We start from the raw sequence: 26206 nt of genomic DNA, 5'->3' as shown, positions 1-26206 counted from the left end.
ATGACTTCTACCGAAAGGCAGGTGCTGCCCTATGACAGCCACCACGACAGCTCCCGAAGCACCAAGCACGCGCCCCTCCGGCCCGCACGGCAACGAGACGAGCGGCGGCCACCCCGGCGGACGCGGACCCCGCCGCAAGAGCCCCGCCGACGTCGCGCAACTGCGCGAGCACCCCGTCCCGCTGCGGCGCATCGCCGCCCTCTTCACACCCCACCGCACCCCGCTCGCGATCGTCATCGCGATCATCGTGGTGAGTTCGCTCATCGGCCTGGCGACACCGTTCCTCACCAAGCACCTCATCGACGACGCCATCCCGCAGCAGAACGTCCACCTGCTGCTCCTGCTCGTCGGTGGCATGCTCGCCGTCACCGTCGTCAGCCAGGCGCTCGGCGTCATCCAGACCTGGATGTCCACCAAGATCGGTCAGCAGGTCATGCACGGACTGCGCACCGACCTGTTCACCCACCTGCAGCGACTCCCGCTCGGCTTCTTCACCCGCACGCGCGGCGGCGAGGTGCAATCGCGGCTGACCAACGACGTCAACGCGATGCAGGGCGTCGTCACCAACTCCGCGACCTCCGTCGCCACCAACATCACCACCGCCGTGGGCACCGCCGCCGCGATGGTCGTGTTGTCCTGGCGGCTGTCGCTGCTGAGCCTGCTCGTGCTGCCGCCGGCGATCTGGCTGACGCGTCGCGTCGCCCGCCTGCGCCGCAGCATCCAGTCCCGCGCCCAGCGCGCCCTCGCCGACATGCAGACCCAGATCGAGGAGTCGCTGTCGGTCAGCGGGGTGCTGCTGGCCAAGACGGTCGGCTCCGGCCCGGCCCTGTCACAACGCTTCCGCGAAACCTCCTCGGAACTCACCGAGTTGGAGCTCCAGTCACAGATGGCGGGGCGCTGGCGGATGGGCACCATGGCGATCGTGTTCGCCGCCATACCCGCCCTCATCTACCTCGCGGCGGGACTGCCGGCCACCAGCGGGGGTATGACGATCGGCACGCTCGTCGCCTTCACCGCGCTGCAGGCGGCGCTGTTCCGGCCGATGCTCGGGGTGCTCAACGTCGGTGCCGAGGTCGTGACCTCGATGGCACTGTTCAGCAGGGTCTTCGAGTTCCTCGACCTGCCCGTGACCATCGACGACCCGGACGACCCCGTGCGGATCGCCCCGCGGACCGCGCGCGGCGAAGTGACCCTCACCGGCGTTTCCTTCCGGTATGACGGGGCCGACCGCGACGCGCTGGACGCCATCGACCTGGCACTGCCGGCGGGCGGCCACGTCGCCCTCGTCGGCGCGACCGGGTCCGGCAAATCGACCCTCGCCGGCCTCGTGTCCCGACTGCACGATCCGACCTCCGGATCCGTTGCGATCGACGGTGTCGACCTGCGTGACCTGACCCTGCAGAACGTCGCGGACCTGGTCGGCGTCGTCTCCCAGGAGACCTACCTGCTGCACACCACCATCCGGGAGAACCTGCGCTACGCGCGGCCGGACGCGACCGACGCGCAGATCGAGGCAGCCGCGAAGGCCGCCCAGGTGCACGACCTGATCGAGGCGCTCCCCGATGGTTACGACACCCTCGTGGGGGCTCGCGGGCACCGCTTCTCCGGTGGCGAGCAGCAGCGGATCGCGTTGGCCCGCACCATCCTTCGCGACCCCGCAGTGCTCGTGCTCGACGAGGCGACCAGCGCGCTCGACAACACCACCGAGCGTGCCGTCCAGGGAGCGCTCGACGAGGTCAGCCGCGGCCGGACCACGCTGACCATCGCGCACCGGCTGTCGACCGTGCAGGATTCCGACCTGATCGTCGTGCTCGACCACGGCCGGATCGTCGAGCGCGGCACCCACGAGGAGTTGCTGGCCGCCGACGGCCGCTACGCGCGGCTGTGGAACTCCCAGGGCACTTCCGCCGTCAGCGTCGTGAGTTGACGCGTCCGGTTGGACGCGGTCCGCTGCGGCGTGGTCTGCTGACCTTGTCGCCATAGGGAATCGGGGGAGACCACCATGCAGTTGCCCAAGCGCCGCGGCCTGGCGCTCACCATCATCGGTGCCGTCCTGATGCTGATCCTCGCGCCCGCCGCGGCCGGCATCGGCGTCTGGCAGGGCGTGTCCAAGGGCATGAGCGCCGTTGACGACCAGCCCTGGATCTCCGCCAACAGCACGGTCCACGTCACCGACCACAACAGCCAGACGATCCTCGTCGAAGGCACCTACGAGAGCACGGATCCGCTGCCGGTCTGCGACATCACGGGCCCGGACGGCCAGCAGGTCCCGATCGACCGCGGGTCGGGCCGACTCACCATGGACTGGGGCGGCACCGCCTTCACCCGCGCCGGCACGTTCCTCCCCGAGGGTGACGGTGACTACCGGATCGACTGCGACGGCCTGCGCACCAAGGTGCTCGACTCCGACATCGCCAACGACATCGCCCGCCGGGTGCTGGTCCCGCTCGGCATCGGCGTCGGTCTGGGGGCGCTGGCCTTCCTGGTGGGTGTCATCCTGCTGATCGTCGGCATCGTCAAGCTGGTCAACTCCGGGCGGGAGCGCAATCAGGCCCGCATCGCCGCCACCTATCCGGGCCCGTACGGCGGGCCCCCGCCATACGGACCGCAGTCCAAGGGCCCCTACGGCCGCTAGATAGCCTGCACGGTGTGTATGACGCAAACCGCCTCGTCGTGGGGTTCGACCTGGACATGACGCTGGTCGACTCGCGCGACGGCATCGTCGCGTGCATGCAGAGTGCGCTCGGCAGCCGCGGTGTCACGGCGACGCCCGAGCAGCTGTGGCCGCTGATCGGCGCGCCACTGCTGGACAACCTGGCGCATTTCCTGCCCGCGGACCAGGTCGAAGCAGCCGCGGACGACTATCGCGCTGACTACCTGGTCCGGGCGATCGAGATGACCGTTCCGCTGGCCGGCGCGCGCGAGCTGGTGCAGGCCATCCACGGCGCGGGCGGCACCGTGCTGGTGGTCAGCGCCAAGAACCCGCCGGCGGTCACGGCAACCCTGGAGCATGTGGGGATCAGCCCGGACGTCGTCGTGGGTGACCTGTTCGGCCACGACAAGTCGGCTCCGCTGCGCGAGCACGGCGCCACGTCATACGTCGGGGATCACGTGGGGGACATCCAGGCGGCGCGCGCCGCTGGCGTCACCGCGGTCGGCGTGACCAGTGGCCCCGCGGACGCCGACGCGTTGCGCACCGCCGGTGCCGACCTCGTCGTCGACGACCTCTGTGAGCTGGTGCCACGACTCGCCGAGCTCGCGGCCGACTGAGCCGGCGATCATTCGGCGGAACGATTCGATGGATCGGCGGCTGACGGGTTAATCTTGCGCCGCGAGCACTCGGCCGGCCCGGACCGCCGCCGACGCTCCCACGCACAATCCCCGCAACGATCAAGTAGGTGTCACGGTGCCTTCCGGCAAGGTCAAGTTCTTCGACTCCGACAAGGGATTCGGCTTCGTCTCCGGCGACGACGGACAGGACGTCTTCCTGCCCGCGAGTGCGCTCCCGGCGGGTGTCACCTCGGTCAAGAGCGGCACCCGCATCGACTACTCGGTGGCCGAGGGCCGACGCGGAGCCCAAGCGCTCAGCGTCAGCCTGCGGGAGTCCTCGCCGTCGCTGGCAGCCCGACACCGCAAGCCCGCCGACGACATGGCGGTCATCGTCGAGGACCTGATCAAACTCCTGGACGACCTGGGCAACGGCCTGCGCCGGGGCCGCTACCCCGACAAGCGACACGCGGCCAAGGTCGTCTCCGTGCTGCGCGCCGTCGCCGACGATCTCGAGGTCTGACATGCCCGCGACTGCGAAGAAAACCGCCAAGAAGGCTGCGAAGAAGGCCGTCCGGCCAAAGGCCGCCAAGCCGGACAAGGTGCTGCTCGAGGCGACCGACCTGGCGCACGAGGCCGCGATTGCGATCGCCGAGCGCGGCGCGGTCGGCGGGCACGCCGGAGCCGTGATGCTCGGCGAGCGGCTGGCCATGCACTACTTCGAGTGCACCTCGCCGGGGTATGTCGGCTGGCACTGGGCGATCTCGGTCGCGCGGGCACCGCGGCAGAAGTTCGCGACGGTCTGCGAGACCAACCTGCTGCCCACCGACGCCGCCGTTCTCGCACCGGACTGGGTGCCGTATGTCGAGCGCCTCGCGCCCGGTGACATCGGCGCGGGCGACGAACGCCCGTATGTCGCCGACGACCCGCTGCTCGAGCAGGGTTTCGAGGCGACGGGCGAGGAGGACGTCGACCAGGTCGCACTCTTCGAACTCGGTCTCGGCCGTCCGCGGGTGCTGTCGGCCGAAGGCCGGGAGGCCGCCGCGCAGCGGTGGTATGACGCAGCCGGCGGCCCGAACTCGGAGGTCGCCCGGCAGGCGAAGGCACACTGTTCGACCTGCGGCTTCTACCTGCCGCTGCCCGGTGTCCTCCGCCAGCTGTTCGGTGTCTGTGCCGGCGAGTGGTCACCGTCCGACGGGCACGTCGTCTCGCTGGACCACGGCTGCGGTGCGCACAGCGAGACCGACGCTCCCGCGACACCGCCGGAGACCGTCGAGGCACCCGTGCTGGACGAGCTGGCCCTCGACTTCTCCTGAGCCGCGGGTTGCCGGTACGTCCGGTATGCCAAGCGCGTGGTATACGCCGCGTTCGGCATACTCCCGGCTCCCGCGTTCGGCATACCGGACTCAGCTCGGCTCGCGCCACCTGCGCTCGAACGGGAGCCGCCAGGCGTTGGGCGCGATGAGCTGGTGGATCTGGTTCGGCCCCCACGACCCGGGCGCGTAGGGGCGGACCGGCGGCGGGTTGTCCAGCAGCGGCTGACTGATCTCCCAGAGCCGTTCGATGCCGTCCGCGGTGGTGAACAGTGTGTGATCGCCGCGGACGGCGTCGTAGATGAGCCGCTCGTACGCCTCGAGGACGGACCCCGCCCAGTCGGTGTCCTGGACCGCGAACTGCATCGAGACCTTGTCCATCCGGAAGCCGGGCCCCGGCCGCTTTCCGTAGAACGACAACGAAACTCGCGCCTCGTCGGCGAGGTCGAACGTCAGGTGGTCGGGGCCCTGCTGACCCACACCCGAGCCGCTCGGGAACATCGACTTCGGTGGTTCCTTGAACGCGATGGAGATGATCCGTTGTCCTTCGGCGAGCTTCTTGCCGGTGCGCAAGTAGAACGGAACGCCCGCCCAGCGCCAGTTGTCGATCCGGCATTTCAGGGCCACGAACGTCTCGGTCTCGGATTCGCCGCCGACGCCCTTCTCGTCGCGATATCCCTGGTACTGCCCACGGACGACATCCGCCGGGTCCAGCGGCAGCATCGACCGGAAGACCTTGTTCTTCTCCTCGGTGATCGAGCCCGGATCCAGCGAGGTCGGCGGCTCCATCGCCGTGAACGCCAGCACCTGGAACAGGTGGGTGACCACCATGTCGCGGTAGGCGCCGGTGCCCTCGTAGAAGCCCGCACGTCCTTCCAGGCCGAGCGTCTCGGGCACGTCGATCTGCACGTGGTCGATGAAGTTGCGGTGCCAGATCGGCTCGAACAGGCCGTTGGCGAAGCGGAACGCGAGGATGTTGAGCGCCGCTTCCTTCCCCAGGAAGTGGTCGATGCGATAGACCTGATCCTCGTCGAACACCTTGTGCACCGAAGCGTTCAGCTTCACCGCGCTGGCCAGGTCGGTGCCGAACGGCTTCTCCATGATGACCCGGGAACCCTTGACCAGGTCCGCGGCCTCGAGGGTCTGTATGACGTCCAGCGCGGCCTTGGGCGGCACGCTGAGGTAGTGCAGCCGCTGGATCGGCGGCGCCATGTCCTTCTCCGCCTCGGTGACGACGTTGCGCAGCGCCGCGGGGCCGGCGGCGCCCGGCACGTAGTAGAGGCGCTTGGCGAACGCGGCCCAGACCTTGCCGTCGGTCGGGTGTTTCCCGAACTCGGTGATGGCCTTCTTGGCGAACTCCACGAACTCGTCGCGGGTCATGTCCTCCAGCGAGGTGCCGATCACCCGCAGGTCGGCGAGCAAGTGGGTGTCGAACAGGTGGAACAGCCCCGGGAGGAGCTTGCGTCGTGAAAGGTCTCCGGTCGCACCGAAGAGCACGAAGGTGGTCGAGTCCTGCAGAGCATCTGCCGTCATACCCCCACCTTCTACCCTTGTAGCGTCCTGAGGAAAGTCGCGGCGCGGTTTCCCGGGGTGTCGTCGTGCGGTGACCTCAGGCGGCGGCGGCGTTGCCGCGCCCCCGGCGGACGTAGATCCAGCCGACCGACCCGCCGATGAGGCCGGAGACGCATGCCCACGGCCACCAGTCGCGTCCGTCGCCGTGCAGCGCTGGTGTGACGAGCGTCAACACCAGGGCGACCACCCAGCAACCGATCCCGATCTCCAGCACCCGCAACACGTCGACCTTCACCGGCAGCAGGTCGTCGGCCGAGATCTCGGCGGGCTCGTCAGGGGTGGATTCGTTCACGGACACAGCCTAATCGCCACGGGATCGGCGCCGGTTGCCTCTACGCTCATGCCCATGACGACACCCGCCGTTGCCGCCGGTTCCCTCGATCGCTTCTTCAAGATCACCGAGCGAGGCTCGACCATCGCGCGGGAGATCCGCGGTGGCTTCGTGACCTTCTTCGCGATGGCCTACATCATCGTGCTGAACCCGTTGATCATCGGGACCGTTCGCGACGACGGCGGTCACGGCCACGTGCTCGGTGGCGGCACCGATCCGCACCTGGCGAAGGTCGCAGCAGCCACGTCGCTGGTCGCCGGAGTGATGACGATCCTGATGGGTGCGATCGCCAACTTCCCGATGGCGATCGCAACAGGCCTGGGGCTCAACGCTTTTGTGACGTTCTCGATCGCTGCGCTGCCGGGTATGACGTGGGCGGACGCCATGGGACTGGTCGTGCTCGAGGGCATCGTGATGCTCGTGCTCGTGCTGTCCGGCTTCCGGGTCGCGGCGTTCAAGGCGTTGCCGCCGCCGATGAAGACCGCGATCAGTGTGGGCATCGGCCTGTTCATCACGTTCGTGGCGTTCTTCGACTCGGGGTTCATCCGGGCCGGTGCGGGGACCCCGGTGCAGTTGGGTGTCAACGGTGAGCTGAACGGTTGGCCGCTGCTGGTGTTCTGCTTCGGGCTGATCCTCGTGATCGCCCTCTATGTGCGGAAACTCAAGGGCGCCATACTCATCGCCATCCTGGTGACCACGGCGCTCGCGGTGATCGTCGAGGCGATGGGCCGGCAGGGCGCGCTGACCGACAAGAACCCGACCGGCTGGGGCCTCAACGTGCCGAAGCTGCCGTCCGACTGGATCGCGACACCCGACTTCGGACTGGTGGGTCACATCAGTCTGTTCGGTTCGTTCAGCAAGATCAGCGTGATCACTGCGTTGCTGCTGATCTTCTCGCTGGTGCTCGCCGACTTCTTCGACACCATGGGCACGATGGTCGCGATCGGCAGCAAGGCGGACCTGCTGGACAAGGAAGGCACACCCGAGGGAGCGCAGACGATCCTGGTCGTCGACTCGGTCGCGGCCGCCGCGGGCGGGCTGGCCTCGGTGAGTTCCAACACCGGCTACATCGAGTCGTCCGCGGGGGTCAGCGAGGGCGCCCGCACCGGGTTCGCCTCGATCGTCACCGGTGTGCTCTTCCTGCTGTCGACGTTCCTGTCGCCGGTGGTGGCGGTGGTCCCGTACGAGGCGGCGACACCCGCGCTCGTGCTGGTCGGCTTCCTGATGATGCAGCAGGTCGGCGGGATCGACTGGCACGACTGGGACATCGCCATACCGGCGTTCCTCACGATCGTGCTGATGCCGTTCTCCTACTCCATCACGGTCGGCATCGGCGCGGGCTGTATCGCCTTCGTCGTGGTGAAGGTCGCGCGCAGCAGGGCCAGGCAGGTGCCGCCGCTGATGTGGCTGATCGCAGCGTTGTTCGCCATCTACTTCGCGATCGCCCCGGTCCAGGACATCCTCGACAGGATCTTCTGAGGGCACAGTCGGGCTAGCCCGACATCGTATTGGCCTGCCGACGGGATCGGCTCCGAAGTCGCTTCTTCCTAGCGTTGTGGACATGGCATATTCCATGGTGATGAGTGACGAGTCGGTGACGACGCCCGGGCCGGCCGGCCGGTCAGGCAGAGGTCTGCTGCCCGGTCTGTTGCAGCAGACCCTGAACTGCAGTCTCTACCTGCTCATCGCATGGCCGTTCCAGCTCGCGGTGTTCATCGTCAACGTCACGCTCATCTCGACGGCGTTCTCGATCCTGTTGGCGCCGTTGGCGATTCCGTTGTCGATCGCGGTCGCCGCGGGTGCCGCCGCGGTCGAGCGCCGCATGGTCGGCAAGTACGTCGGCCTCGACGCACCACCGGCGCGGCGGCTGGCGCGGGCGCCGCAGGAGCCGTGGACCGACTACGCGGTGCGGGTCGTCAAGAGCCCGGCGGTCTGGCTCGAGGTCGCCTGGAGCCTGGTCGCCTGGGTGGTGTCGACGATCACCTGGGTGCTGACGATCACCTGGTGGTCGATAGCGTTCGCGGGCATCACCTGGCCGGTGTACGGCTGGATGATCCACGGCCGCAACGGAAACCAGGACCTTTCGGACCTGATGGGCATGCACTCCTTCGGGGCTGCGGTGATCCTGAACGTCGGCGTCGGGCTGATCTTCCTGGTGACGATGCCGCTGGTGATCATCGGGATGGCCCGCGGTCAGGGCCTCATCTCGACCGCGCTGCTCGGGCGGGCTCAGCAGGAGGCGCGGATCGCCGAGCTGACGCAGGCCCGAGAAGCGGCGCGGCAGGCCGAATCCGCCCAGCTGTCAAGGCTGGAGCGCGACATACACGACGGACCGCAGCAGCGGTTGGTGCGGCTCAAGATGGACCTCGCACGCATGGAGCGGCAGGTCGGTGAGGATTCGCACGCCATCCTCGGGCTGCGCGCCGCGATCGCGTCGACGCAGGAGACGCTCGACGAGTTGCGCGCGCTGTCCAAGGGGATCGCGCCGCCGGTGCTCGCCGACCGCGGTCTGCTCGCGGCCGTGCGCGAGGCGGCCGGACGCGCGACGATCCCGGTCACGGTCGAGGCGGACCTGGGCGCGGTGATCCTCCCGCCACATCTGGAGCAGGCGGCCTACTTCGTGGTGTCCGAGGCGCTGACCAACGTCGCCAAGCACAGTGGCGCCCGCAGCGGGTTGGTGTCGTTGCAGGTGGTGGGCGCGGAGCTGTCGGTGTCCGTCACCGATGACGGGCAGGGCGGTGCACACGCGTCGAAGGGCAGCGGCATCGTCGGCCTGCAGAACAGGGTGCGTTCGGTCGGCGGCACGTTGACCCTCGAGTCCCCGGTCGGTGGTCCGACGACGCTGCTGGCGGTCTTTCCCTTAACCTGATTCGACGGATCTCGTATCCGGACTCGGGTCCCCGCGGAGTATCGGAGCGAGGGACGAGCGGAGAACATCGTGAGGGTGAGGGATGCGGGTTGTGGTGGCGGATGATTCCGCCTTGTTGCGCGAGGGTGTGCAACTGATCCTGTCCGACGCCGGCCACCAGGTGGTGGCCGGCGTCGGCGACGGCACGGCACTCGTCGAGGCCGCGTTGCGGGAGCGCCCCGACCTGGTGATCACCGATGTCCGGATGCCGCCGAGCGGCGCTGATGAGGGTCTTCGGGCGGCGGTGCAGATCCGGGAGGAGTGGCCGGCCGCACCGATCCTGGTGCTGTCGCAGTATGTCGTCGAGGCGTATGCCGACGAGCTCCTCGCTGCCGGCACCGGCGGCATCGGTTACCTGCTCAAGGACCGCGTCGGCGACATCGACGAGTTCCTCGCGGCGGTCGACTCGGTCGCCGGTGGTGGCACCGTGCTCGATCCGCAGGTGATCGGGCAGCTGATGACCCGGCGCCGTGATCCGTTGCAGTCATTGACTCCTCGCGAGCGCGAGGTGCTCTCGCTGATGGCGCAGGGCATGTCCAACGCCGCGATCGCCCAGCGGCTGGTCGTCACCTCGGGCGCGGTGGAGAAGCACACGCAGCGGATCTTCGCGAAGCTCAACCTCTCGCCCGACGACACCGCCGGTCACCGACGGGTGCTCGCCGTGCTGGCGTTCCTGCGGGGTTGAGACCGTTCAGTCGACGGCGGGCAGGTCGTCGGCGTCGACGATGCGGTAGGCGTAACCCTGCTCGGCGAGGAAGCGCTGCCGATGCGCAGCGAACTCCGCGTCGACGGTGTCCCTTGTCACCACCGTGTAGAAGTGCGCGGTGCGGCCGTCGCCCTTCGGCCGCAGCACCCGGCCGAGCCGCTGGGCCTCCTCCTGGCGGGAGCCGAACGTGCCGGACACCTGGATCGCGACGCTCGCCTCGGGCAGGTCGATGGAGAAGTTCGCGACCTTGCTGACCACCAGCTTGTTGATCTCGCCGTCCCGGAACTGCTGAAACAGCTTCTGTCGCTGCGAAACGCGGGTCTCACCGGTGATCAGGTCAGCACCGAGTCGCTCCGACAGCGCCTCCAGCTGGTCGAGGTACTGACCGATGACCAGCGTCGGCTGCCCGTCGTGCTGGCGGACCAGCTCCTCGACGACCGACTCCTTCACCGGGGCGCACGACGCGAACCGGTAACGGTCGTCCGGTTCGCTGGTCGCGTAGGCCATCCGGTCACTGTCCGACAGGGTCACCCGCACCTCGACGCAGTCGGCCGGTGCGATGTAACCCTGCGACTCGATGTCCTTCCAGGGGGCGTCATACCGCTTCGGGCCGATCAGCGAGAAGACGTCGGACTCGCGGCCGTCCTCGCGCACCAGCGTCGCGGTCAGGCCGAGTCTGCGACGGGCCTGCAGGTCGGCCGTCATCCGGAAGATCGGCGCGGGGAGGAGATGCACCTCGTCATACAGGATCAGGCCCCAGTCGCGGGCGTCCAGCAGTTCCAGGTGCGGGAAGACACCTTTGCGCTTGTGGGTGAGCACCTGGTAGGTCGCGATGGTGACCGGCCGGATCTCCTTGCGGGCACCGGAGTATTCGCCGATCTCGTCCTCGGTGAGGGTGGTGCGGGCGATGAGCTCGTCGCGCCACTGCCGGGCCGAGACGGTGTTGGTCACCAGGATCAGGGTGGTCGCCTTCGCCTCGGCCATCGCGCCGGCACCGACCAGCGTCTTGCCCGCACCGCACGGAAGCACCACGACGCCCGAGCCGCCGTGCCAGAAGCCGTCGACGGCCTGTTGCTGGTAGGGGCGCAGCGACCAGCCGTCCTGCACCAGCGCGATCGGGTGCGCCTCGCCGTCGACATACCCGGCGTCGTCCTCGGCCGGCCAGCCGACCTTGATCAGCTGCTGCTTGATCGCGCCGCGCTCGGAAGGGTGCACGAGCACCCGGGAGTCGTCGAGGCGCTCGCCGATCATCGGGGCGATCTTCTTGTGCCGCAACACTTCCGCGAGCACCGCGGTGTCGGTGGTGGTGAGCACCAGGCGCCCGTCGTCGTCCTTGCTCAGCCGCAGCCGGCCGTAGCGATCCATCGTCTCGGCGATGTCGATCAGCAGCGGGTTGGGCACCGGGTAACGGCTGTACCGGATCAGGGCGTCGACCACCTGCTCGGCATCGTGCCCGGCGGCGCGCGCGTTCCACAGGCCGAGCGGGGTCACCCGATAGGTGTGCATGTGCTCCGGAGCGCGCTCAAGTTCGGCGAACGGCGCGATCGCGCGCCGTGCCTCGGTCGCCAGTGGGTGCTCGACCTCCAGCAGCACGGTCTTGTCGCTCTGGACGATCAGGGGTCCGTCGGTCACTCAGTGTCCCTTCGAGAAGTTGCGGGCGGTCCGCACAGCCGCCCGATCAACGGTAACGACATCGCCGGGTCACTTCTTCCGCCATACCCCGCCCAGCCCCTTCGCCGACAGGCTCACAAACGCATCGACCGGCTCAGTTATGCGCCGGTTCTGGCGCGCTGGGACTGGGCCTCTCGGCGATAGGTGGGCCTCTCGGTGAAGGTGGCGGTTGGTTTTGCGCGTGGGTGGAGGGAGGCGGGTGGTGGGGTCGTCAGCCCGAGAACGGGCCGACCTCGGCGCCGGGGAGCGCGATGAGTTCGTCCGGCGGCACCAGGCACTTGCTGCGCCGCAGACCGGAGCCGATCACGACCGAAGCGGGCGCATCCGCCACGCGCTCGTCCACCAGGACCGGCCAGTCGGCGGGCAGGCCGACCGGCGTGATGCCGCCGTACTCCATCGCACTGAGGCGGACGGCGTCGTCCATCGGAGCGAACGAGCACTTGCGCACATCGAGGAACTTGCGCACCGCCTTGTTCACGTCGGCGCGGGTGGTCGCGAGTATGACGACCGCCGCATACCGCGTGAGGTCGCCGCGGCGGCCTGCGACCACGACGCAGTTGGCGGACAGCTCCGGCGCCGAGCGATAGCGCTCGCAGAAGGCCGCGGTGTCGGCGAGCTCCGGATCGATCTCGCTGACCTCCAGGCCCGGAACGGCCCCGAGCGCCGCGGCCACCGGATCGGCGAGGAGGTCCAGGTGCTCGGTCGCAGGCAGCCAGTCCAGCGTGCCGCGCCCGTCGGGTGTGTCAGCCATGGCGCCACCCTAACGACGGGACGCAGGCCGCCCTGCGTGTCGTGGCTCACAGGATGCGACCATGGGTGGCAGCAGGGGCGGATCGAACCATGAGGAGTGCACACATGAAGTCAGGTGTCATCGCCGAGAACTTCGACCAGAGCGTCCGGCCGCAGGACGATCTCTTCGGTCACGTCAACGGGGGCTGGGTCAAGGCGACCGAGATCCCTTCGGATCGTGGGCGGTACGGAACCTTCGACCGGCTCCGGGAGGACGCCGAGGAAGCCGTGCACCACCTCATCGAGGAGGCCGCGGAGTCGGCTTCCGAGCCGGGCACGCCACGCCGCCAGGTCGGTGACCTGTTCGCATCCTTCATGGACACCGAACGCATCGAGCAACTGGGTGTCGGTGCACTGGCCGACGATCTCGCGTTGATCGATGCGGTGGCATCGACATCCGATCTGGCCCGGGTGTGCGGTCAGCTGAGCCGACGCGCCGTCGACACCTTCATCGGCTTCTACTCCATTGCGGATGCGAAGGACTCGACACGCAACATCCTCTACGTGATGCAGTCCGGGATCGGGCTGCCCGACGAGTCCTACTACCGCGAGGACGAACACGCCGAGGTGCGCGAGAAGTATGTCGCCCACATCGGCCGGCTGCTCGGGCTCGCCGGGCTCGACGCCACACAGGCCGACGCGATCATGGCCCTGGAGACGCGCATCGCGAAGTCGCACTGGGACCGGGTCGCTGCTCGCGACGCCGTCAAGACCTACAACAAGCTGTCCCGCACGCAGCTGGACGAGTTGACGCCGGGCCTGGACTGGGACGCCTGGCTCGACGGCGTCGGTGGCGAGGCACGCATCCTCGACCCGGCGAACGTCGAACACCCGTCGTTCCTCACCGGATTCGCCGAAGCGTTGCGTGAGGAACCGCTCGAGTCGTGGAAGGCGTGGCTCACCTGGCGGCTGGTGTCGGACCGGGCGCCATACCTGCACGAGGCGATGGTCGACGAGCGCTTCGACTTCGCCGGGCGGACGCTGTCCGGCATCCCGGAGAACCGCGAGCGGTGGAAGCGCGGGGTCGCCCTCGTCGAGTCGCTGATCGGCGAGGCCGCGGGCCAGCTGTATGTCGAGCGCCACTTCCCGCCGCGCGCGAAGGAGCGGATGGAGAAGCTGGTCGCCAACCTGGTCGAGGCCTACCGGCGTGACTTCGAGACGCTGTCGTGGATGAGCGAGGCGACCCGCGCGAAGGCGCTGGAGAAGCTCGCGAAGTTCACACCTAAGATCGGCTACCCGGAGGAGTGGAAGGACTACTCCGCCATCGAGATCCGGCCGGACGATCTGATCGGGAACGTCGCCGCAGCGACCGCCTGGGAGGTCGACCGGATGTTGCGACGGGTCGGGGACGAGGTGGATCAGAAGGAGTGGTTCATGACCCCGCAGACGGTCAATGCCTATTACATGCCGGTCATGAACGAGATCGTCTTCCCCGCCGCGATCCTGCAGCCGCCGTTCTTCGACGTGGACGCCGAGGACGCGGTCAATTACGGCGGCATCGGGGGCGTGATCGGTCACGAGATCGGGCACGGTTTCGACGACCAGGGGTCGCGGTACGACGGCGACGGCAACCTCGTCGACTGGTGGACCGACGACGACCGGAAACGCTTCGACGCGCTGTCGCAGAAGCTGATCGAGCAGTTCAACGGCCTCGAAGGGCGCGATGCCCCCGGCAACAAGATCAACGGTGCCCTCACGATCGGTGAGAACATCGGCGACCTGGGCGGCGTGACGATCGGCTACCAGGCGCTGCAGATCGCCCGGGAGAGCCAGGAGTCGCCGGAACTCGACGGATTCACCCCCGAGCAGCGCTTCTTCCTCGGCTGGGCGCAGGTCTGGTGCAGCAGGGCGCGCGAAGCCGAGGCGAAGCGGTTGCTCACCATCGACCCGCACTCGCCGGCTGACGCACGCGCCAACGTGGCACGTAACCTGCGCGAATTCGCCGACGCCTTCGGTGTTTCCGAGGAGGACGGCATGTTCCTCGCCGAGGACGAACAGGTGCGCATCTTCTGATGCCACAGCCCGTCCTGCGGACCGAACGCCTGGTCATGGTGCCGCTCTCGGACGGGCATCTCGAACTCGAGGTGCAACTCGACGCCGATGCTGAGGTGCTGAAGTACCTCTGGAAACGCCCGCGCTCGCGTGCCGAGGTGACTGCCTCACATGGCGAGCGTATGCAGCTCGGGCGCGAGGTCGACGGGCTCGGCTACTGGGTCGCGTTCCGTCGCACCGACGGAAAGGACACGGCTGGAGCGGAGTTCATCGGATTGATGATGTTGCCACCCGACCATCCGGAGGACCGGCCGGTGACTGCGGACGCAGCGGCCCTCGGCTATCGCATTGCCCGCAAGCACTGGCGACAGGGCTTCGCGTCCGAGGCGGCGGGCGAACTGTTGCGGCACGCCTTCGAAACCGTCGGCGTGCCGCGGGTCGTCGCGGACACGATGGCCGTCAACACAGGCTCACGCGCGGTCCTGGCGAGGGTTGGGATGCGTTATGTGAGAACGCATTTCGTGGAGTTCGACGACCCGCTACCCGGTACCGACCAGGGTGAGGTGCTGTATCAGATCACCCGCAAGGAGTGGCGGTCCCGTCATTGACCGGCATGCCCACGCATTGAGCGGCATACGGATTCAAGCCTGATCCGTATGCCGCTCAATGGAACGGTGCGCCGCTCGATCAGTTGATCGCGGTGCCTGTCACGACAGGGTCGTCGTCACATCGTCCAGCACGAACGACGTCTGCAGCGAGTAGTCCTCGGTGCCAGTGAAGGTCAGCTTCACCGTCTGTCCGGCGTAGGCCGACAGGTCGATCGTGTGCTTGGTGTAACCGCTGGCCGCGTTCGCGTTGGAGTAGGTGACCAGGGTCTTGGAGCCCGCCTTCACGGTGAACTTGTCGTAGGCGGTCGAGCCGGACTCCGACGTGTCGATGTGCAGGTAGAACGCCAGCTTCGCGGTGCAGCCCGACGGGATCGTGATGCTCTGCGACAGGGTGTCGGTGTGCGACTGGCCGTAACCGTCGAACCACGCGTCGTACGAACCGCCGTGCGTGGCCTCGTACGAACCCCACTGGCCGATGATGTTGCTGTTGCTCTCGGTCCAGTTGGCGGTGCCCGACTCGAAGCCGGTGTTCTTGACCAGCTGACCGGAGCAGGAGCCGCCGGTGCCACCGCTGCTGGTGATCGTCCAGTTGAAGGTCGCGGTGCCGGTCTTGCCGGCCGAGTCCTTCGCGGTGACCGTCACCGAGTAGCTGCCCGCGGTGGTCGGGGTGCCCGACACCAGGCCGGAGCTGCTGATGGACAGTCCGGTCGGCAGGCCGCTCGCGCTCCAGGTGTATGGCGCGGTGCCGCCGCTCGCGGCGAGCTGCAGCGAGACCGCGGTGTTGACCGCGCTGCTCTTGCTGCCCGGGTTGGTGACCGTGACACCGGCGGTCGTACCGGCGCCGAATCCTGCCACGCCGTTGGGGGTTCCGTTACCGGTCGGGCCGTCCCAGCCGGTGCCTGCTGTGCACAGGACCGTGCCGCAACTGCCGTTGTTGCCGCTCGTCACGTCGTTGAAGCCACTGGTGTGCGAGTAGGACAGGTCGTTGCCGTAGGTCGAGTTGCCGGCTGCGCCCGCGAGCGCGGCGGTCGCCGCGAGCAGCGGTGACGCCAGGCTGGTGCCGCCATACACGCTCCAGCCGCTGCCGCCGTAGGTCTGATAGACCGCGAGGCCGGTGGCCGGGTCGGCGTCCATCGAGACGTCGGCTTCGGCGCGCTTGCTGCAGCTCGTGCTGACGCCGCTCTGGAAGGACGGCTTGGCCACGTATGCCGAGCAGCCCGAACCGGTTCCCTCGGAAGAGCTTGTCTTCCATACGGATTCGGTCCAGCCGCGGCTCGTCCCGCTCGCGCGGGAGAGCGAGGTGCCTCCGACAGCGGTGACGTACGCCGACGTCGCCGGGTACTCGGCGCCGTAGTCACTGTCGCCGGCGCTGGCGGTGATGAAGACGCCTGCGTGCTTGAAGTAGGAGTTGTCGGCGCTCGTGACGCTGCTGTCCTCATCGCCTCCGTAGCTGTTGGAGACGTACTTCGCACCCTGCGAAACCGCTTGGTTCACAGCCGCGCCCAGGTCGTCCATGCTCGCCGAGTCGGCCTCGACCAGCAGGATGTGGCATGCCGGGCAGGCCGCGCTGACCGCGTCCAGGTCGAGCGAGATCTCGCCGGCCCAGCCGCTGTCGGCGCTCGGCAGGCTCGTCGTCGAACCGCTCTGGCTCATCTTGGTGAAGCAGCCGTTCGCGGTCGTGCACGCGGGCAGGCCGTACTGGCTGCGGTAGGCCGCGAGGTCGGACGCTGCATTCGGGTCGTCATACGCGTCGACAATGGCAACCGTCGTGCCGGATCCGGCGGTGCTGCTCGGCAGGTTGTAGGCCGACTGGATGTCGCTCGGGCCGTAGCCGGACGGGGTGGCGTTCGGGGTGACGGCGTGAGGGACGATCTTGTTGGGCTCGACCGGGTTGGTCTGCTTCAGGGCGAAGCAGGTCGCCCAGCCCTTCTGGACCGACTGGGAGCAGGTGTGCTCCACCTTGACGGCGCCCTTGATCGGGGTGCCGGTCATCGTCGGGGACGGCGAGGTGTGTTTCGCCGTCCGGTGCGCCTGGTGCGCGGCTGTGCCGTGCAGCGGATGTGCGTACGCCATCCCACCGGTCATGGCGAGTGGCAGTGCGGCGACAACCCCCAGGAGTGCGACGCCAGCGGCTTTTCGCCGTGGCCCACGTCGCGTTGATGACGACATCAGATGTCCTTTCGCGTAACATTCTGAGTGTCACCACTGGTTAGTGGTGGCAGCCGAAGTTACTGCCGGGAACGCTCAGCGAGGGGCAAAGGGATGGCAAGGATTTGGTCAATTCTGCGGGCCGGCGCGTGACGTCTCCGATGCCCACGGACCTTGCCGACATCCAGACTGCGCTGCGGGAGCTGGGCCTTACGTCATACGAGGCGAAGGCGTATGCCGTTCTGGTGCAGCGCAATTCGGCAACCGCGGTCGAGCTCGCGCGACGTGCCGTGATCCCGCGGCAGCGCATCTACGACGTCGTCGACGGACTGGTGCAACGCGGCCTGGTGCGGCCGATCAGCGGTGACGTCGCGTCGTTCGCGGCCACCGACCCCCGTGTCGCGATCGCCGGTCTCATCGCCGAACACCGGGAGCGTTTCAGCAGGCTGGCCCGCAACGCCGACGAGGCGTCCGAGACGCTTTCTGGTCTCTGGCACAGCGGGCAGCAGGAGCAGGCGCCGCTGGCCTTCGTGGAGTTCCTGCGCGACCCGGCCAGCCTGGGCGCGCGCTTCGTCGACCTGCAGCGCCGCGCGACGAAGTCGATGTTGTTGTTCACCCGTCGCCCCTATGTGGTGGAGGACAACACGATCGGGCTGGAGGCGACTCGCCGGATCGCGGAGGCGGGCGGCGATGTCCGGTGCTGCTACGAGGCCGACATCCTCGACTCGGCCGAATCCATCCAGGAGATAGCGCAGTTCGACGCGGCGGGGGAGCGTGGCCGGATCGTCGCGTCGGTGCCGATGAAGCTGTGCCTGGTCGATGACAGCTATGCGCTCTTCTCCCTCACCGATCCGGTCGCGGGTGGCCTCACCGCGACCAATGTGCTCGTCGAGCATCCCGACCTGGCCAGGTCGCTGAGCTATGCGTTCGAGGCGCTCTGGGCCACCGGGCGCCCGATCCTGGATGCCGCCCGTGAAGCGGGCCACGACATCTGACACTTGCCGACAGGCTCACAAATGCATCGAAAGGCTCAGTAATCGCCGCGGTTTCGGGGCTTTCCGAGGCGTCGTTTTGAGCCTGTCGGTGGTAAGTGGGCCTGTCGGTTAGTGGCAATGCCGCGCAGTTAGCCGGTGTGTCCGGGTGTCAAGGAACTGGTGGTGTGTATGCGTGTCGTGATGGTGGTGGTGTAGTTCGTCCTGTCGACGGATCCTTTGGCCCGGTGTTTGGAGATCGCCCGTTTGACGATGCGGGGGCTGGATCGTGATCGACGGTGTGGGAGGACGTTGGCCAGCAGGGCGGTTCCGATCCGCCCGATCAGGTCGGTGACCGGTTCGGTGAGTACGATTGCCGCGCAACAGATTCCGTCTCGCGCGGTGTTCAGCGCGATAGTGAAGCTCAGTTGGGTGGGTTCGGTGCCGGCGCTGGCCAGCGCGGTGTCTGCGATCGCGGTCCGTAGCGACTGGGCCACGATCAGCACGGCATAGACCTCCTGGGCGATACTGGCCGGAGTGTGTGCCCGCAGCACGCGCCCGTCCAAGAGGGTGGCCTTGGTCTCCCGGAAGCTGGTTTCGATCTCCCACCGCTGGTGGTACAGCTCGACCACCGCCAGCGCCGGGTACCGCTCGGCGTCGGTCAGGGTCGTGATCAGCCGGTAGGTGCCGGTCCGGTAGCGGCCGGATCCAGGCGCCAACTCGACGCGGATCACCGCGTCGATGACACGCACCCGAGTGGCGCCGATCAAGGCGATCGTCGTGCCGTCGCCCAAGGACTCCACGACGGTGAATCGACGACCGTTCTTACACCGGATGAGCAGCTGCGCGCCGGTGTCGGCGATCTGGGTTATCAATGCCGCGGACGCGAAGTTGCGGTCGGCCAGGAGCACCATGCCCGGGGCCAGGCTGTCCAGCAGATGCGGTGCGTAGCTGGTTTCCCCGATCCGGTAGGACCCGAAGGCGGCATCGATGATCGTGCGGGACCCGCACGCCACGATCGTCAGCAAACGCAGCATCGGATACCCGCCCGGGGCGCCGGGCCGGCCGGTCTGCCGGCCGAACGCGACCGCGTTGGCGGTGGTGTCGGGTACGAACATGCTGGTGCCGTCGATCGCGCACACCCGCAACCCGCGCCAGCGGGGTGAGCCAGCCGCTGGGCCACGGACCAGGTCGAACAGTTCGGCCAACGGCCGCACCCCGATCCGCCGGAAGGCTTGCGAGAGTGCGGAACTGCCCGGCACCCTCATCGCCGCACCGGCACCGGTGGTCAACCGTGTCAGGACCTGCCGGTAGCCGACATCGGCGAACAACACCCCGGCCAGCAGCACGTACACCACGACCCGGGTCGGTAGCCGCCGCAACCGTTTCTGTGCTGCTCCCGCGGCATCGATGGCCGCGTCGACCAAGTCGGTGGACACCACACGGGTCAACTCGCCCAGGTGGCCCGCTGTGAACGGATCCTCGGGCACATCAAACGATTCGGACGTGACAGACTGAGCGCGCAACGGGACTCCATTTGGTAGCAGAGCGTCTTGTGAGGACAGCTCTTCACTACCGGGAGTCCCGTTGCTTCATCCCGCGACACGCCGACAACCACGTCACACTGGTAACACCAGCAACACCACTAACTGCGCGGCATTGCGGTTAGTGGGTATGGCGCTCTCTCAGGCCGGCACGACGCCGGAGATGCGGTGGATCGAGAAGGTCCGGATCTGATTGCCGTCGTCGACCACGCCGGTGACCCGTCCTCCGTCGACGCGATCCGGGCGGAACAGCGCCCGGTGCAGTTCACCGTCGACGTCGGAGAAGCCGATCCAGACCGGCGCCCGGTCGGCGGCGGCATCGTGCAGCATCGCCAGCGTGACCGTCGGGTCGGTGGACGGGATCCGCGGGCCGGGCACGCTCGAAGCGGTGCGCGCGGCCGTTGCCGCCTCGCCGCGACGCAGGTGCGCCACCAGTTGTTCGAGCGCCTGGTCGGTCACCGCCGGAACCTCCGGGGGCGCACCCGAGCGTGCGGCCGTCGCGCGTGGGCGGTCATGGCCGACGTGCACCACGTGACCGTCCTGGCCCTCGGCCACCGGTGAATAGCCGTGCTGACGCAGCATTTCCAGCACTGTGGTGGGGTGGGCGGGCGAGATCACAACGGTCGGGGCGATCTTGCGCAACTGCAGAGCGGACAGGTTGCGGTCGCTCGTCATCGCGTCCAGGGTCGCCACGTCGTCGTTGCGCAGGTAGCAGCCTGCGGTGCCGACGCGGGTCTGCCCGTGCCGCCGCGCGACGTCGAGGACGAGATATTCCAGCGGCTGCGGCACCGGCGTCGGACTGGCGACCGTCAGGCGCTCCAACAGATCGGACGCCGACCTCCCGGCGTCCAGCGCGCGCCGGATGCTGGCGTCGGTGAACCGATAGACCGTGGCCCCGCCGCGCGACTCGACCTCGGCGGCGTCCTGCATCAGGTGCGCCAGCTCGTCGGCGAGCGGTCCCGGCGCCACCGCGGTCAGATCTGCTTGCAGCAGAAGGTGATCCACCGGTGCAGGCAACGAACCACTCATCGCGGCGGCGAGACCGTCGCCGCCCACCAGCGCACGGCCCGGCGCGGCGAGGACACCGCGACCGGTCACCCCGATCCACGCCGCTTCACGCAGCACCTCGGCAACGCGCGTGGGAGCCCCCAGAGGAAGGCGCAGCGGGCGACGCCAGTGCAGCATGGCGTCGACGTACTCGACGGAGACCGCGATGTCCGGCTCGACCTCGGCCAGGATCTGCAACACGTCGTGGCGCCGGGCACGCATCATCGGCCAGGACACGTCGCCGCTGAGCACGTTGATCGTCCCTTGCTCCGAGCTCGTCCCCGCCAGGAACGCCGCGCGCCCACTGGTCCACCACGCCGCCGCCAGCGCCGCCCAACGATCGGCGGGGTCACGGTCGACCCAGTCGTCATACGTGCTCGTCGGCAGCCAGCTCGGTTCGAAGTCGCCGTCGTTGGCGACCAGGCCCGCGCCATACGCCAGCTCGATGACGAACGCCGCGAGCCCGCTGTCCACATCGAGTGCAGCAGCCGCGGCACGATGATCGCGAACGCTCAGGCCACCGGAGCGCAACACCCGCGGAGGGGCCTGATCCCACAGCCGCACAAGGGATTCGACGTGCCACAGGATGTCCAGTGCGGCCCGTGCCGCATCGGCATCGACGTCCCGAGCCACCAACCGTTGCGTCGGCGGTGTCGGCGCGCTGAGACCGTCCTGGTAGAGCCGGCCGCCACGCAGCGCGAGGCCGACCTCCCGCGGGAGGATGCCGCCGTCCTCGGTGCGCACGACCAAGCCGGCGGCGACGAGTTCATCGAGCACCCCGGAGGCCGAGGCGCCCTCGAAACTTGCGCGAGGGTGCTGCCACCGCAACCGGTCTATGGCGGACCGGCCTGCCGCGCTGAGCTGTTCGTATGACGTCACCGCTCCCGCACTGCGATCCGGCACGCCGAGCTCCCGGCCGGTCGGACCCAGCCGCGCGGGCGCGCTGAGGATCTCGGCTGCGGCACGCACGGCTCGGTATCCCTCGGGGCTGCGCCACAGCAGCGCCTGGTCCCACAGCGCTCGACAGATCGTCTGCACCTGCCGTTTCGGCGCGGCGAGCAGCTGCGCTGCGTTGTCGGCGCCGCCGACCAGCACCGCCTCGAGCACGCGGAGCCGGTCGGCCGACAGGTGATCCAGTGCGCGCTGCACGCTGCCACGGGTACCGGCGCGTGCAGCAAGCCCGGTCAGATCGGCGGCTGCAGGGCGCATCAGATCCGGGCGCGCAGCAAGCAGCACGCGCAGCTGCTCATCGCTGCGCGCGCGAAGGTCATCGGCGAAACTGCGTGCGGATCTCGGCACTGCCCAAGGATATGTCGAGCCCGGCGCACCCGAGGTGGCCCATTGCCCGGGAACGGTCGGCGGCTGCGCCCCGTCCACTGACAGGGGTCTTCTTCTGCCGGCATTCAGTGTGACGGTGCACAATGCAGCCCGCCGGGCCGAGTCGGACACGAGGGGGAGCATGCAAGCACTGGATCGAGGTCGCCGTCGGTGGCCGTTCATCACGGCCGCTGTGGTGCTCGTCCTGCTCGACCTGTTCGCGGTGCTGGTCTTCATCACCGGGGTGTTCGACAGGACGACCGACACCGGTGGAAAGGTCGGCGGGCTCGTCGTCAGTGGCTGCGTCATCGTGCTGGTGACCTGGCTCGCGACCCGCGCAGGTCGCGCCGCCCGCCGCCGTGGTGTGCCCGAGACGCTTCCCGGGCTTCCGGTGGTCTCGACCGCCCGTCGAGCAGGCGGCGTGACAGTGGCGATCGTGTTCCTCGGGTTGGCGGCCGTGATCCTCTGCGTCGAAACCACCGGCCTGATACGCGGCGACACCTCTGGTGCAGGGGCCGGGTTGACCGGTGCGGCCATGTGCGCCGGGGTGGGGATCCTCGGGGTGAACATGTCCCGGACCCCGAGTGCCGCGCAGCGGGCGCGGGTGCTCGGCGCGCAGGCCCGGGCCGTGTCGCAGGGCGTCCAGCCGATCGTCGGATCGGTGGTCGGCCCACCGGACCCGCGCCTGTTCACGACGCCGTCCTGGGTGCGCGCGCCGGTCGATCGCTCCGCCGGCTACTCCGAGCAGCTGAGTGAAGTGCCCTGGCTGCTGCTCACCGGGTGTGTCCTGGCCGGGGTTGCCGTCATCTGGGGTATGGCGCGCCTCGGCGGCGGCTGGGTGGGTGTCCTGATGGTCCCGCTGATCGTGATCATCTTCCTGCTGGTCGCGATCCTCATCTTCGTGCCGTACGGGATCGAACTGCGCGGCGGAGTCCTCACGATCGGCGCGATCCTCGCACCACGGATCGGCCGGGGCTGGAAACGGCAGGACATACCGTTGGAGGAGGTGGTCGCGTGGACGGTGTGTCCCCGCACCCGCGCGCGGGTCGCGGTTCCTCGGTCTCCTTTCCCGGAAGGGGACTTCGAGCTGCCCGCACGGCCCGGCAAACGGGTCGGCAACTGGGGCAACTTCACCGGGATCGGCGTGCGCACCGTCCTCGTCGTCCGGGTGGATCCGGCCCGCGTGCCCGCGGCCATGCCGTCGGTGATCCTGAACGGCTACAGCGTCAGCGACACCCGAAACACCGCCGTGGACCTCGGGGTCTACGTCATCGGCACCCGTCACGCCGCCCGGTTGGCGCGGACCTTGGACAAGGCGATGCCGTCCCGGCGGTCACTGACCTAATGTGAGAGGCGACACATCGCCAGCTCCAGGAGGTCATCGATGTCCGAGACCAGCCACCCGTCATACAGCAGCGGCACGTCCGGTGCGCCCCTGCTCGGCGACACGATCGGCGACAACCTCCGGCGCACCGTCGAGCGTTTCGCGGCGCGTGACGCCATGGTCGACCTGCCGAGTGGACGTCGGTGGACGTATGCCGAGTTCGACGCGGCCGTCGACGAGGTGGCGCGCGGTCTGATGGCTGCCGGCATCGACAAGGGCGATCGCGTCGGCATCTGGTCACCCAACTGTCCGGAGTGGACGCTGGTGCAGTACGCCACTGCACGTATCGGCGCGATCATGGTGTGCGTCAATCCGGCATACCGCTCCCACGAGCTGTCGTATGTCGTCAACCAGTCGGGCATGCGGATGCTCGTCAGCGCGCAGACCCACAAGACGTCCGACTACCGCTCGATGGTCGAGCAGGTGCGTGGCGAATGCCGCTCGCTGACCGACGTCGTCTACATCGGTGACCCGACCTGGGACGCGCTCGTGGCTGGCGCGCCCGGGACGACGGCGGAGGAGCTGGTGCAGCGGTCCGAAGGGCTGTCGGCCGATGACCCGATCAACATCCAATACACCTCGGGCACAACAGGATTCCCCAAGGGTGCCACCCTTTCGCACCACAACATCCTCAACAACGGCTATTTCGTGGGCGAGTTGGTGAACTACACCGAGCAGGACCGCATCTGCTTGCCGGTGCCCTTCTACCACTGCTTCGGGATGGTGATGGGCAACCTGGCGGCTACCTCCCATGGATGCTGCATGGTGATCCCTGCGCCGTCGTTCGAGCCTGCTGCGACCTTGGAAGCCGTTGCGGCGGAGGGCTGCACGTCGCTGTATGGCGTGCCCACGATGTTCATCGCCGAGCTCGCCCTCATCGACAAGGGGGAGGACAGCTACGACCTGAGCACGTTGCGCACCGGGATCATGGCCGGCTCGCCGTGTCCGGTCGAGGTGATGAAGCGGGTGATCGCCGAGATGAACATGGCAGAGGTGGCGATCTGCTACGGGATGACCGAGACGTCACCGGTCTCGACGATGACGCGGGATGATGACAACCTGGCCCGCCGGACCGAGACCGTCGGCCGGGTGATGCCGCACCTGGAGGTCAAGATCGTCGACCCGGCAACGGGATTGACGGCCCCTCGCGGTGGCACGGGCGAGTTGTGCACCCGCGGCTACAGTGTGATGCTCGGCTACTGGGAGCAGGCCGACAAGACCGCGGAGGCCATCGACCGGGCGCGTTGGATGCATACGGGTGACCTCGCGACGATGGACGACGACGGTTACGTCAACGTCGTCGGCCGGATCAAGGACCTGGTCATCCGCGGCGGTGAGAACATCTACCCCCGAGAGGTCGAGGAGTTCCTCTACACGCACCCGAAGATCGCCGACGTCCAGGTGATCGGCGTCCCGGACGAGAAGTACGGCGAGGAACTCATGGCGTGGGTCATCATGCGCTCCGGTGAGCAGCCGCTGACGGCCGATGACATCCGGGTGTTCTGCGACGGCAAGCTGGCTCACTACAAGGTCCCGCGCTACGTGCACGTCACCGACGAGTTCCCGATGACCGTCACCGGCAAGATCCGCAAGGTGGAGATGCGGGAAGCAGCCACTAAACTGCTCGCCAATGACTGACACACAACGCATTTCACCGTCCGGTGAGCAATGGGAGATCGGCCACGGTGACCAGCGACTGACCGTGGTGAGCGTCGGCGGCGGCATCAGGTCGTATGTCGCCGGCACGCGTCCCGTCCTGCACGGCTACCCGGACGACGCGCGCGCCGACGCGGGCCGCGGACAGCTGCTCATGCCGTGGCCGAACCGGATCGCGGACGGCAAGTACACCTTCAACGGGAAGGCCCAGCAGTTGCCGCTGACCGAGCCGGCACGACGCAACGCGTCGCACGGGCTGGTGCGGTGGGAGCAGTGGTCGCTGGTCGAGCGGTCCGAATCCGCTGCCACCGTGGGGTTTCGGCTGATGCCGGGGCCGGGCTGGGACGGTATCGTCGACCTGACGGTGCGTTACGTGCTCGACGACGGCGGCCTGACAGTGACGCCGTCAGCGACGAATGTCGGGACGGTTGCGGTGCCGTTCGGCTTCGGTGCACACCCCTACCTGACGGTCGGGGAAGGGGCGGTGGACGAGCTCAGTTTGTCGCTGCCGGCGCGGAGCTACTGCACCGTCGACGACCGGTTGCTGCCGACCGGGGTCGAGCCCGTCGACGGCGCGGACGTCGATTTCCGGACCCCTCAGCCGATCGCCGGCACCCTGCTGGACACGGCGTTCACCGACCTGACAGCCGACGACGACGGCCGGTGGCGGATCAGTATCAGCAGCGAAGGACGCTCGACAACACTGTGGGCAGAAGCGGATTCGTTCCCCTACACACAGCTCTTCACCGGCGACTCGCTGCCTGGCGACCGTGCCCGGCATACCGGAGTGGCGGTCGAGCCGATGACCTGTCCGGCCAACGCATTCGTCACGGGCGAGGCGCTCGTGGTGCTCGAGCCGGGGGACACCTGGTCGGCGTCCTGGGGCATCTCCTACGACGGCTGACCAACCCACCGAGAGGCTCACCAACGACCGACAGGCCCACGTATACGGGGGCAAACCCGGACGTATACGTGAGCCTGT

General features: G+C 68.3%; 21 protein-coding genes. 14 read left to right on the top strand and 7 right to left on the bottom strand.

The window, feature by feature from the left end; translation table 11 throughout:
* Positions 1-31: 31 nt before the first annotated feature.
* The 5 genes from FHU39_RS14235 (at position 32) to FHU39_RS14215 (ending at position 4583) form a co-directional block, all read left to right on the top strand.
* Positions 32-1927: an ABC transporter ATP-binding protein gene (locus FHU39_RS14235; RefSeq protein WP_183321268.1), complete on the top strand. Its 1896-nt coding sequence runs from the start codon at positions 32-34 to the stop codon at positions 1925-1927.
* Between the two features lie 75 nt (positions 1928-2002).
* Positions 2003-2635 carry a hypothetical protein gene (locus FHU39_RS14230; RefSeq protein WP_183321267.1) on the top strand — a complete coding sequence of 211 codons (633 nt, stop codon included), beginning with the start codon at positions 2003-2005 and terminating at the stop codon, positions 2633-2635.
* Between the two features lie 14 nt (positions 2636-2649).
* Complete coding sequence (locus tag FHU39_RS14225; RefSeq protein WP_221185541.1) at positions 2650-3270, top strand: HAD hydrolase-like protein; 621 nt, start codon at positions 2650-2652, stop codon at positions 3268-3270.
* Positions 3271-3406: 136 nt separating this feature from the next.
* A complete protein-coding gene (locus tag FHU39_RS14220; protein ID WP_183321266.1) occupies positions 3407-3790 on the top strand; it encodes a cold shock domain-containing protein in 384 nt (127 codons plus the stop codon).
* Position 3791: 1 nt separating this feature from the next.
* Positions 3792-4583: a DUF3027 domain-containing protein gene (locus FHU39_RS14215; RefSeq protein WP_183321265.1), complete on the top strand. Its 792-nt coding sequence runs from the start codon at positions 3792-3794 to the stop codon at positions 4581-4583.
* A gap of 90 nt (positions 4584-4673) precedes the next feature.
* On the opposite strand, the gene zwf is transcribed toward FHU39_RS14215, so the two are convergent.
* Together zwf and FHU39_RS14205 are read right to left on the bottom strand one after the other, a co-directional pair.
* Positions 4674-6113, bottom strand: a complete 1440-nt coding sequence (zwf, locus tag FHU39_RS14210; protein ID WP_183321264.1) for a glucose-6-phosphate dehydrogenase — start codon at positions 6111-6113, stop codon at positions 4674-4676.
* A 76-nt stretch (positions 6114-6189) separates the two neighbouring features.
* Positions 6190-6444: a DUF2530 domain-containing protein gene (locus tag FHU39_RS14205; RefSeq protein WP_183321263.1), complete on the bottom strand. Its 255-nt coding sequence runs from the start codon at positions 6442-6444 to the stop codon at positions 6190-6192.
* A gap of 48 nt (positions 6445-6492) precedes the next feature.
* On the opposite strand from FHU39_RS14205, the gene FHU39_RS14200 reads away from it, so the two are divergent.
* The 3 genes from FHU39_RS14200 to FHU39_RS14190 all read left to right on the top strand — a co-directional run bounded on the left by FHU39_RS14200 (position 6493) and on the right by FHU39_RS14190 (position 10076).
* The gene (locus FHU39_RS14200; protein ID WP_183321262.1) at positions 6493-7962 is read left to right on the top strand and encodes an NCS2 family permease; all 1470 of its coding nucleotides are present in this window, start codon (positions 6493-6495) and stop codon (positions 7960-7962) included.
* A gap of 82 nt (positions 7963-8044) precedes the next feature.
* On the top strand, positions 8045-9352 hold the full coding sequence (locus FHU39_RS14195) for a sensor histidine kinase (RefSeq protein WP_183321261.1): 1308 nt from the start codon (positions 8045-8047) through the stop codon (positions 9350-9352).
* Between the two features lie 82 nt (positions 9353-9434).
* Positions 9435-10076 carry a response regulator gene (locus tag FHU39_RS14190; protein ID WP_183321260.1) on the top strand — a complete coding sequence of 214 codons (642 nt, stop codon included), beginning with the start codon at positions 9435-9437 and terminating at the stop codon, positions 10074-10076.
* A 6-nt stretch (positions 10077-10082) separates the two neighbouring features.
* Here the strand turns inward: FHU39_RS14190 and FHU39_RS14185 are convergent, their stop codons facing one another.
* Positions 10083-11729, bottom strand: a complete 1647-nt coding sequence (locus FHU39_RS14185; RefSeq protein WP_183321259.1) for a DNA repair helicase XPB — start codon at positions 11727-11729, stop codon at positions 10083-10085.
* 250 nt (positions 11730-11979) lie between these two features.
* Positions 11980-12519, bottom strand: coding sequence for a YbaK/EbsC family protein (locus tag FHU39_RS14180; protein ID WP_183321258.1), 540 nt, complete (start codon positions 12517-12519; stop codon positions 11980-11982).
* A 104-nt stretch (positions 12520-12623) separates the two neighbouring features.
* On the opposite strand from FHU39_RS14180, the gene FHU39_RS14175 reads away from it, so the two are divergent.
* Together FHU39_RS14175 and FHU39_RS14170 are read left to right on the top strand one after the other, a co-directional pair.
* Positions 12624-14570: a M13 family metallopeptidase gene (locus FHU39_RS14175; RefSeq protein WP_183321257.1), complete on the top strand. Its 1947-nt coding sequence runs from the start codon at positions 12624-12626 to the stop codon at positions 14568-14570.
* Entirely contained in the window at positions 14570-15157 is a 588-nt protein-coding gene (locus FHU39_RS14170) for a GNAT family N-acetyltransferase (RefSeq protein WP_183321256.1), read from the top strand. The genes FHU39_RS14175 and FHU39_RS14170 overlap by 1 nt, the downstream gene beginning before the upstream one ends.
* 99 nt (positions 15158-15256) lie before the next feature.
* Here the strand turns inward: FHU39_RS14170 and FHU39_RS14165 are convergent, their stop codons facing one another.
* Positions 15257-17326 (bottom strand): putative Ig domain-containing protein, encoded by a 2070-nt coding sequence (locus FHU39_RS14165; RefSeq protein ID WP_246336576.1) that lies wholly within the window; start codon positions 17324-17326, stop codon positions 15257-15259.
* A gap of 140 nt (positions 17327-17466) precedes the next feature.
* On the opposite strand from FHU39_RS14165, the gene FHU39_RS14160 reads away from it, so the two are divergent.
* Positions 17467-18300, top strand: a complete 834-nt coding sequence (locus FHU39_RS14160) for a TrmB family transcriptional regulator (protein ID WP_183321255.1) — start codon at positions 17467-17469, stop codon at positions 18298-18300.
* Positions 18301-18428: 128 nt separating this feature from the next.
* Here FHU39_RS14160 and FHU39_RS14155 read toward each other — a convergent pair whose 3' ends face one another.
* Positions 18429-19766, bottom strand: a complete 1338-nt coding sequence (locus tag FHU39_RS14155) for an IS4 family transposase (protein ID WP_183321254.1) — start codon at positions 19764-19766, stop codon at positions 18429-18431.
* A gap of 195 nt (positions 19767-19961) precedes the next feature.
* The gene (locus tag FHU39_RS14150) at positions 19962-22166 is read right to left on the bottom strand and encodes a helicase-associated domain-containing protein (protein ID WP_183321253.1); all 2205 of its coding nucleotides are present in this window, start codon (positions 22164-22166) and stop codon (positions 19962-19964) included.
* Between the two features lie 160 nt (positions 22167-22326).
* Between FHU39_RS14150 and FHU39_RS14145 the strand changes: the two genes are divergently transcribed.
* Genes FHU39_RS14145 through FHU39_RS14135 form a run of 3 tightly spaced genes read left to right on the top strand, consistent with a single transcriptional unit; the run spans position 22327 to position 26128 of the window.
* The gene (locus tag FHU39_RS14145; protein WP_183321252.1) at positions 22327-23529 is read left to right on the top strand and encodes a hypothetical protein; all 1203 of its coding nucleotides are present in this window, start codon (positions 22327-22329) and stop codon (positions 23527-23529) included.
* A gap of 39 nt (positions 23530-23568) precedes the next feature.
* A complete protein-coding gene (locus FHU39_RS14140; protein ID WP_183321251.1) occupies positions 23569-25206 on the top strand; it encodes an AMP-binding protein in 1638 nt (545 codons plus the stop codon).
* Entirely contained in the window at positions 25199-26128 is a 930-nt protein-coding gene (locus FHU39_RS14135; protein ID WP_183321250.1) for an aldose 1-epimerase family protein, read from the top strand. The genes FHU39_RS14140 and FHU39_RS14135 overlap by 8 nt, the downstream gene beginning before the upstream one ends.
* The last annotated feature ends 78 nt before the right edge of the window (positions 26129-26206 follow it).

This window comes from Flexivirga oryzae (assembly GCF_014190805.1).
In the GTDB taxonomy this organism is placed as follows: domain Bacteria; phylum Actinomycetota; class Actinomycetes; order Actinomycetales; family Dermatophilaceae; genus Flexivirga; species Flexivirga oryzae.
Note: the sequence above shows the minus strand (reverse complement) of the source record. Positions and strands in the feature narration are given on the sequence as shown.

What these genes read in the sequence shown, in the direction of transcription:
- FHU39_RS14180 (WP_183321258.1), bottom strand. Translation starts at nt 12,519, where the DNA reads ATGGCTGACACACCCGACGGGCGCGGCACGCTGGACTGGCTGCCTGCG.
- FHU39_RS14235 (WP_183321268.1), top strand. Translation starts at nt 32, where the DNA reads ATGACAGCCACCACGACAGCTCCCGAAGCACCAAGCACGCGCCCCTCC.
- FHU39_RS14195 (WP_183321261.1), top strand. Translation starts at nt 8,045, where the DNA reads ATGGCATATTCCATGGTGATGAGTGACGAGTCGGTGACGACGCCCGGG.
- FHU39_RS14230 (WP_183321267.1), top strand. Translation starts at nt 2,003, where the DNA reads ATGCAGTTGCCCAAGCGCCGCGGCCTGGCGCTCACCATCATCGGTGCC.
- FHU39_RS14175 (WP_183321257.1), top strand. Translation starts at nt 12,624, where the DNA reads ATGAAGTCAGGTGTCATCGCCGAGAACTTCGACCAGAGCGTCCGGCCG.
- FHU39_RS14140 (WP_183321251.1), top strand. Translation starts at nt 23,569, where the DNA reads ATGTCCGAGACCAGCCACCCGTCATACAGCAGCGGCACGTCCGGTGCG.
- FHU39_RS14200 (WP_183321262.1), top strand. Translation starts at nt 6,493, where the DNA reads ATGCCCATGACGACACCCGCCGTTGCCGCCGGTTCCCTCGATCGCTTC.
- FHU39_RS14170 (WP_183321256.1), top strand. Translation starts at nt 14,570, where the DNA reads ATGCCACAGCCCGTCCTGCGGACCGAACGCCTGGTCATGGTGCCGCTC.
- zwf (WP_183321264.1), bottom strand. Translation starts at nt 6,113, where the DNA reads ATGACGGCAGATGCTCTGCAGGACTCGACCACCTTCGTGCTCTTCGGT.
- FHU39_RS14145 (WP_183321252.1), top strand. Translation starts at nt 22,327, where the DNA reads ATGCAAGCACTGGATCGAGGTCGCCGTCGGTGGCCGTTCATCACGGCC.
- FHU39_RS14215 (WP_183321265.1), top strand. Translation starts at nt 3,792, where the DNA reads ATGCCCGCGACTGCGAAGAAAACCGCCAAGAAGGCTGCGAAGAAGGCC.
- FHU39_RS14160 (WP_183321255.1), top strand. Translation starts at nt 17,467, where the DNA reads ATGCCCACGGACCTTGCCGACATCCAGACTGCGCTGCGGGAGCTGGGC.
- FHU39_RS14135 (WP_183321250.1), top strand. Translation starts at nt 25,199, where the DNA reads ATGACTGACACACAACGCATTTCACCGTCCGGTGAGCAATGGGAGATC.
- FHU39_RS14190 (WP_183321260.1), top strand. Translation starts at nt 9,435, where the DNA reads ATGCGGGTTGTGGTGGCGGATGATTCCGCCTTGTTGCGCGAGGGTGTG.
- FHU39_RS14165 (WP_246336576.1), bottom strand. Translation starts at nt 17,326, where the DNA reads ATGTCGTCATCAACGCGACGTGGGCCACGGCGAAAAGCCGCTGGCGTC.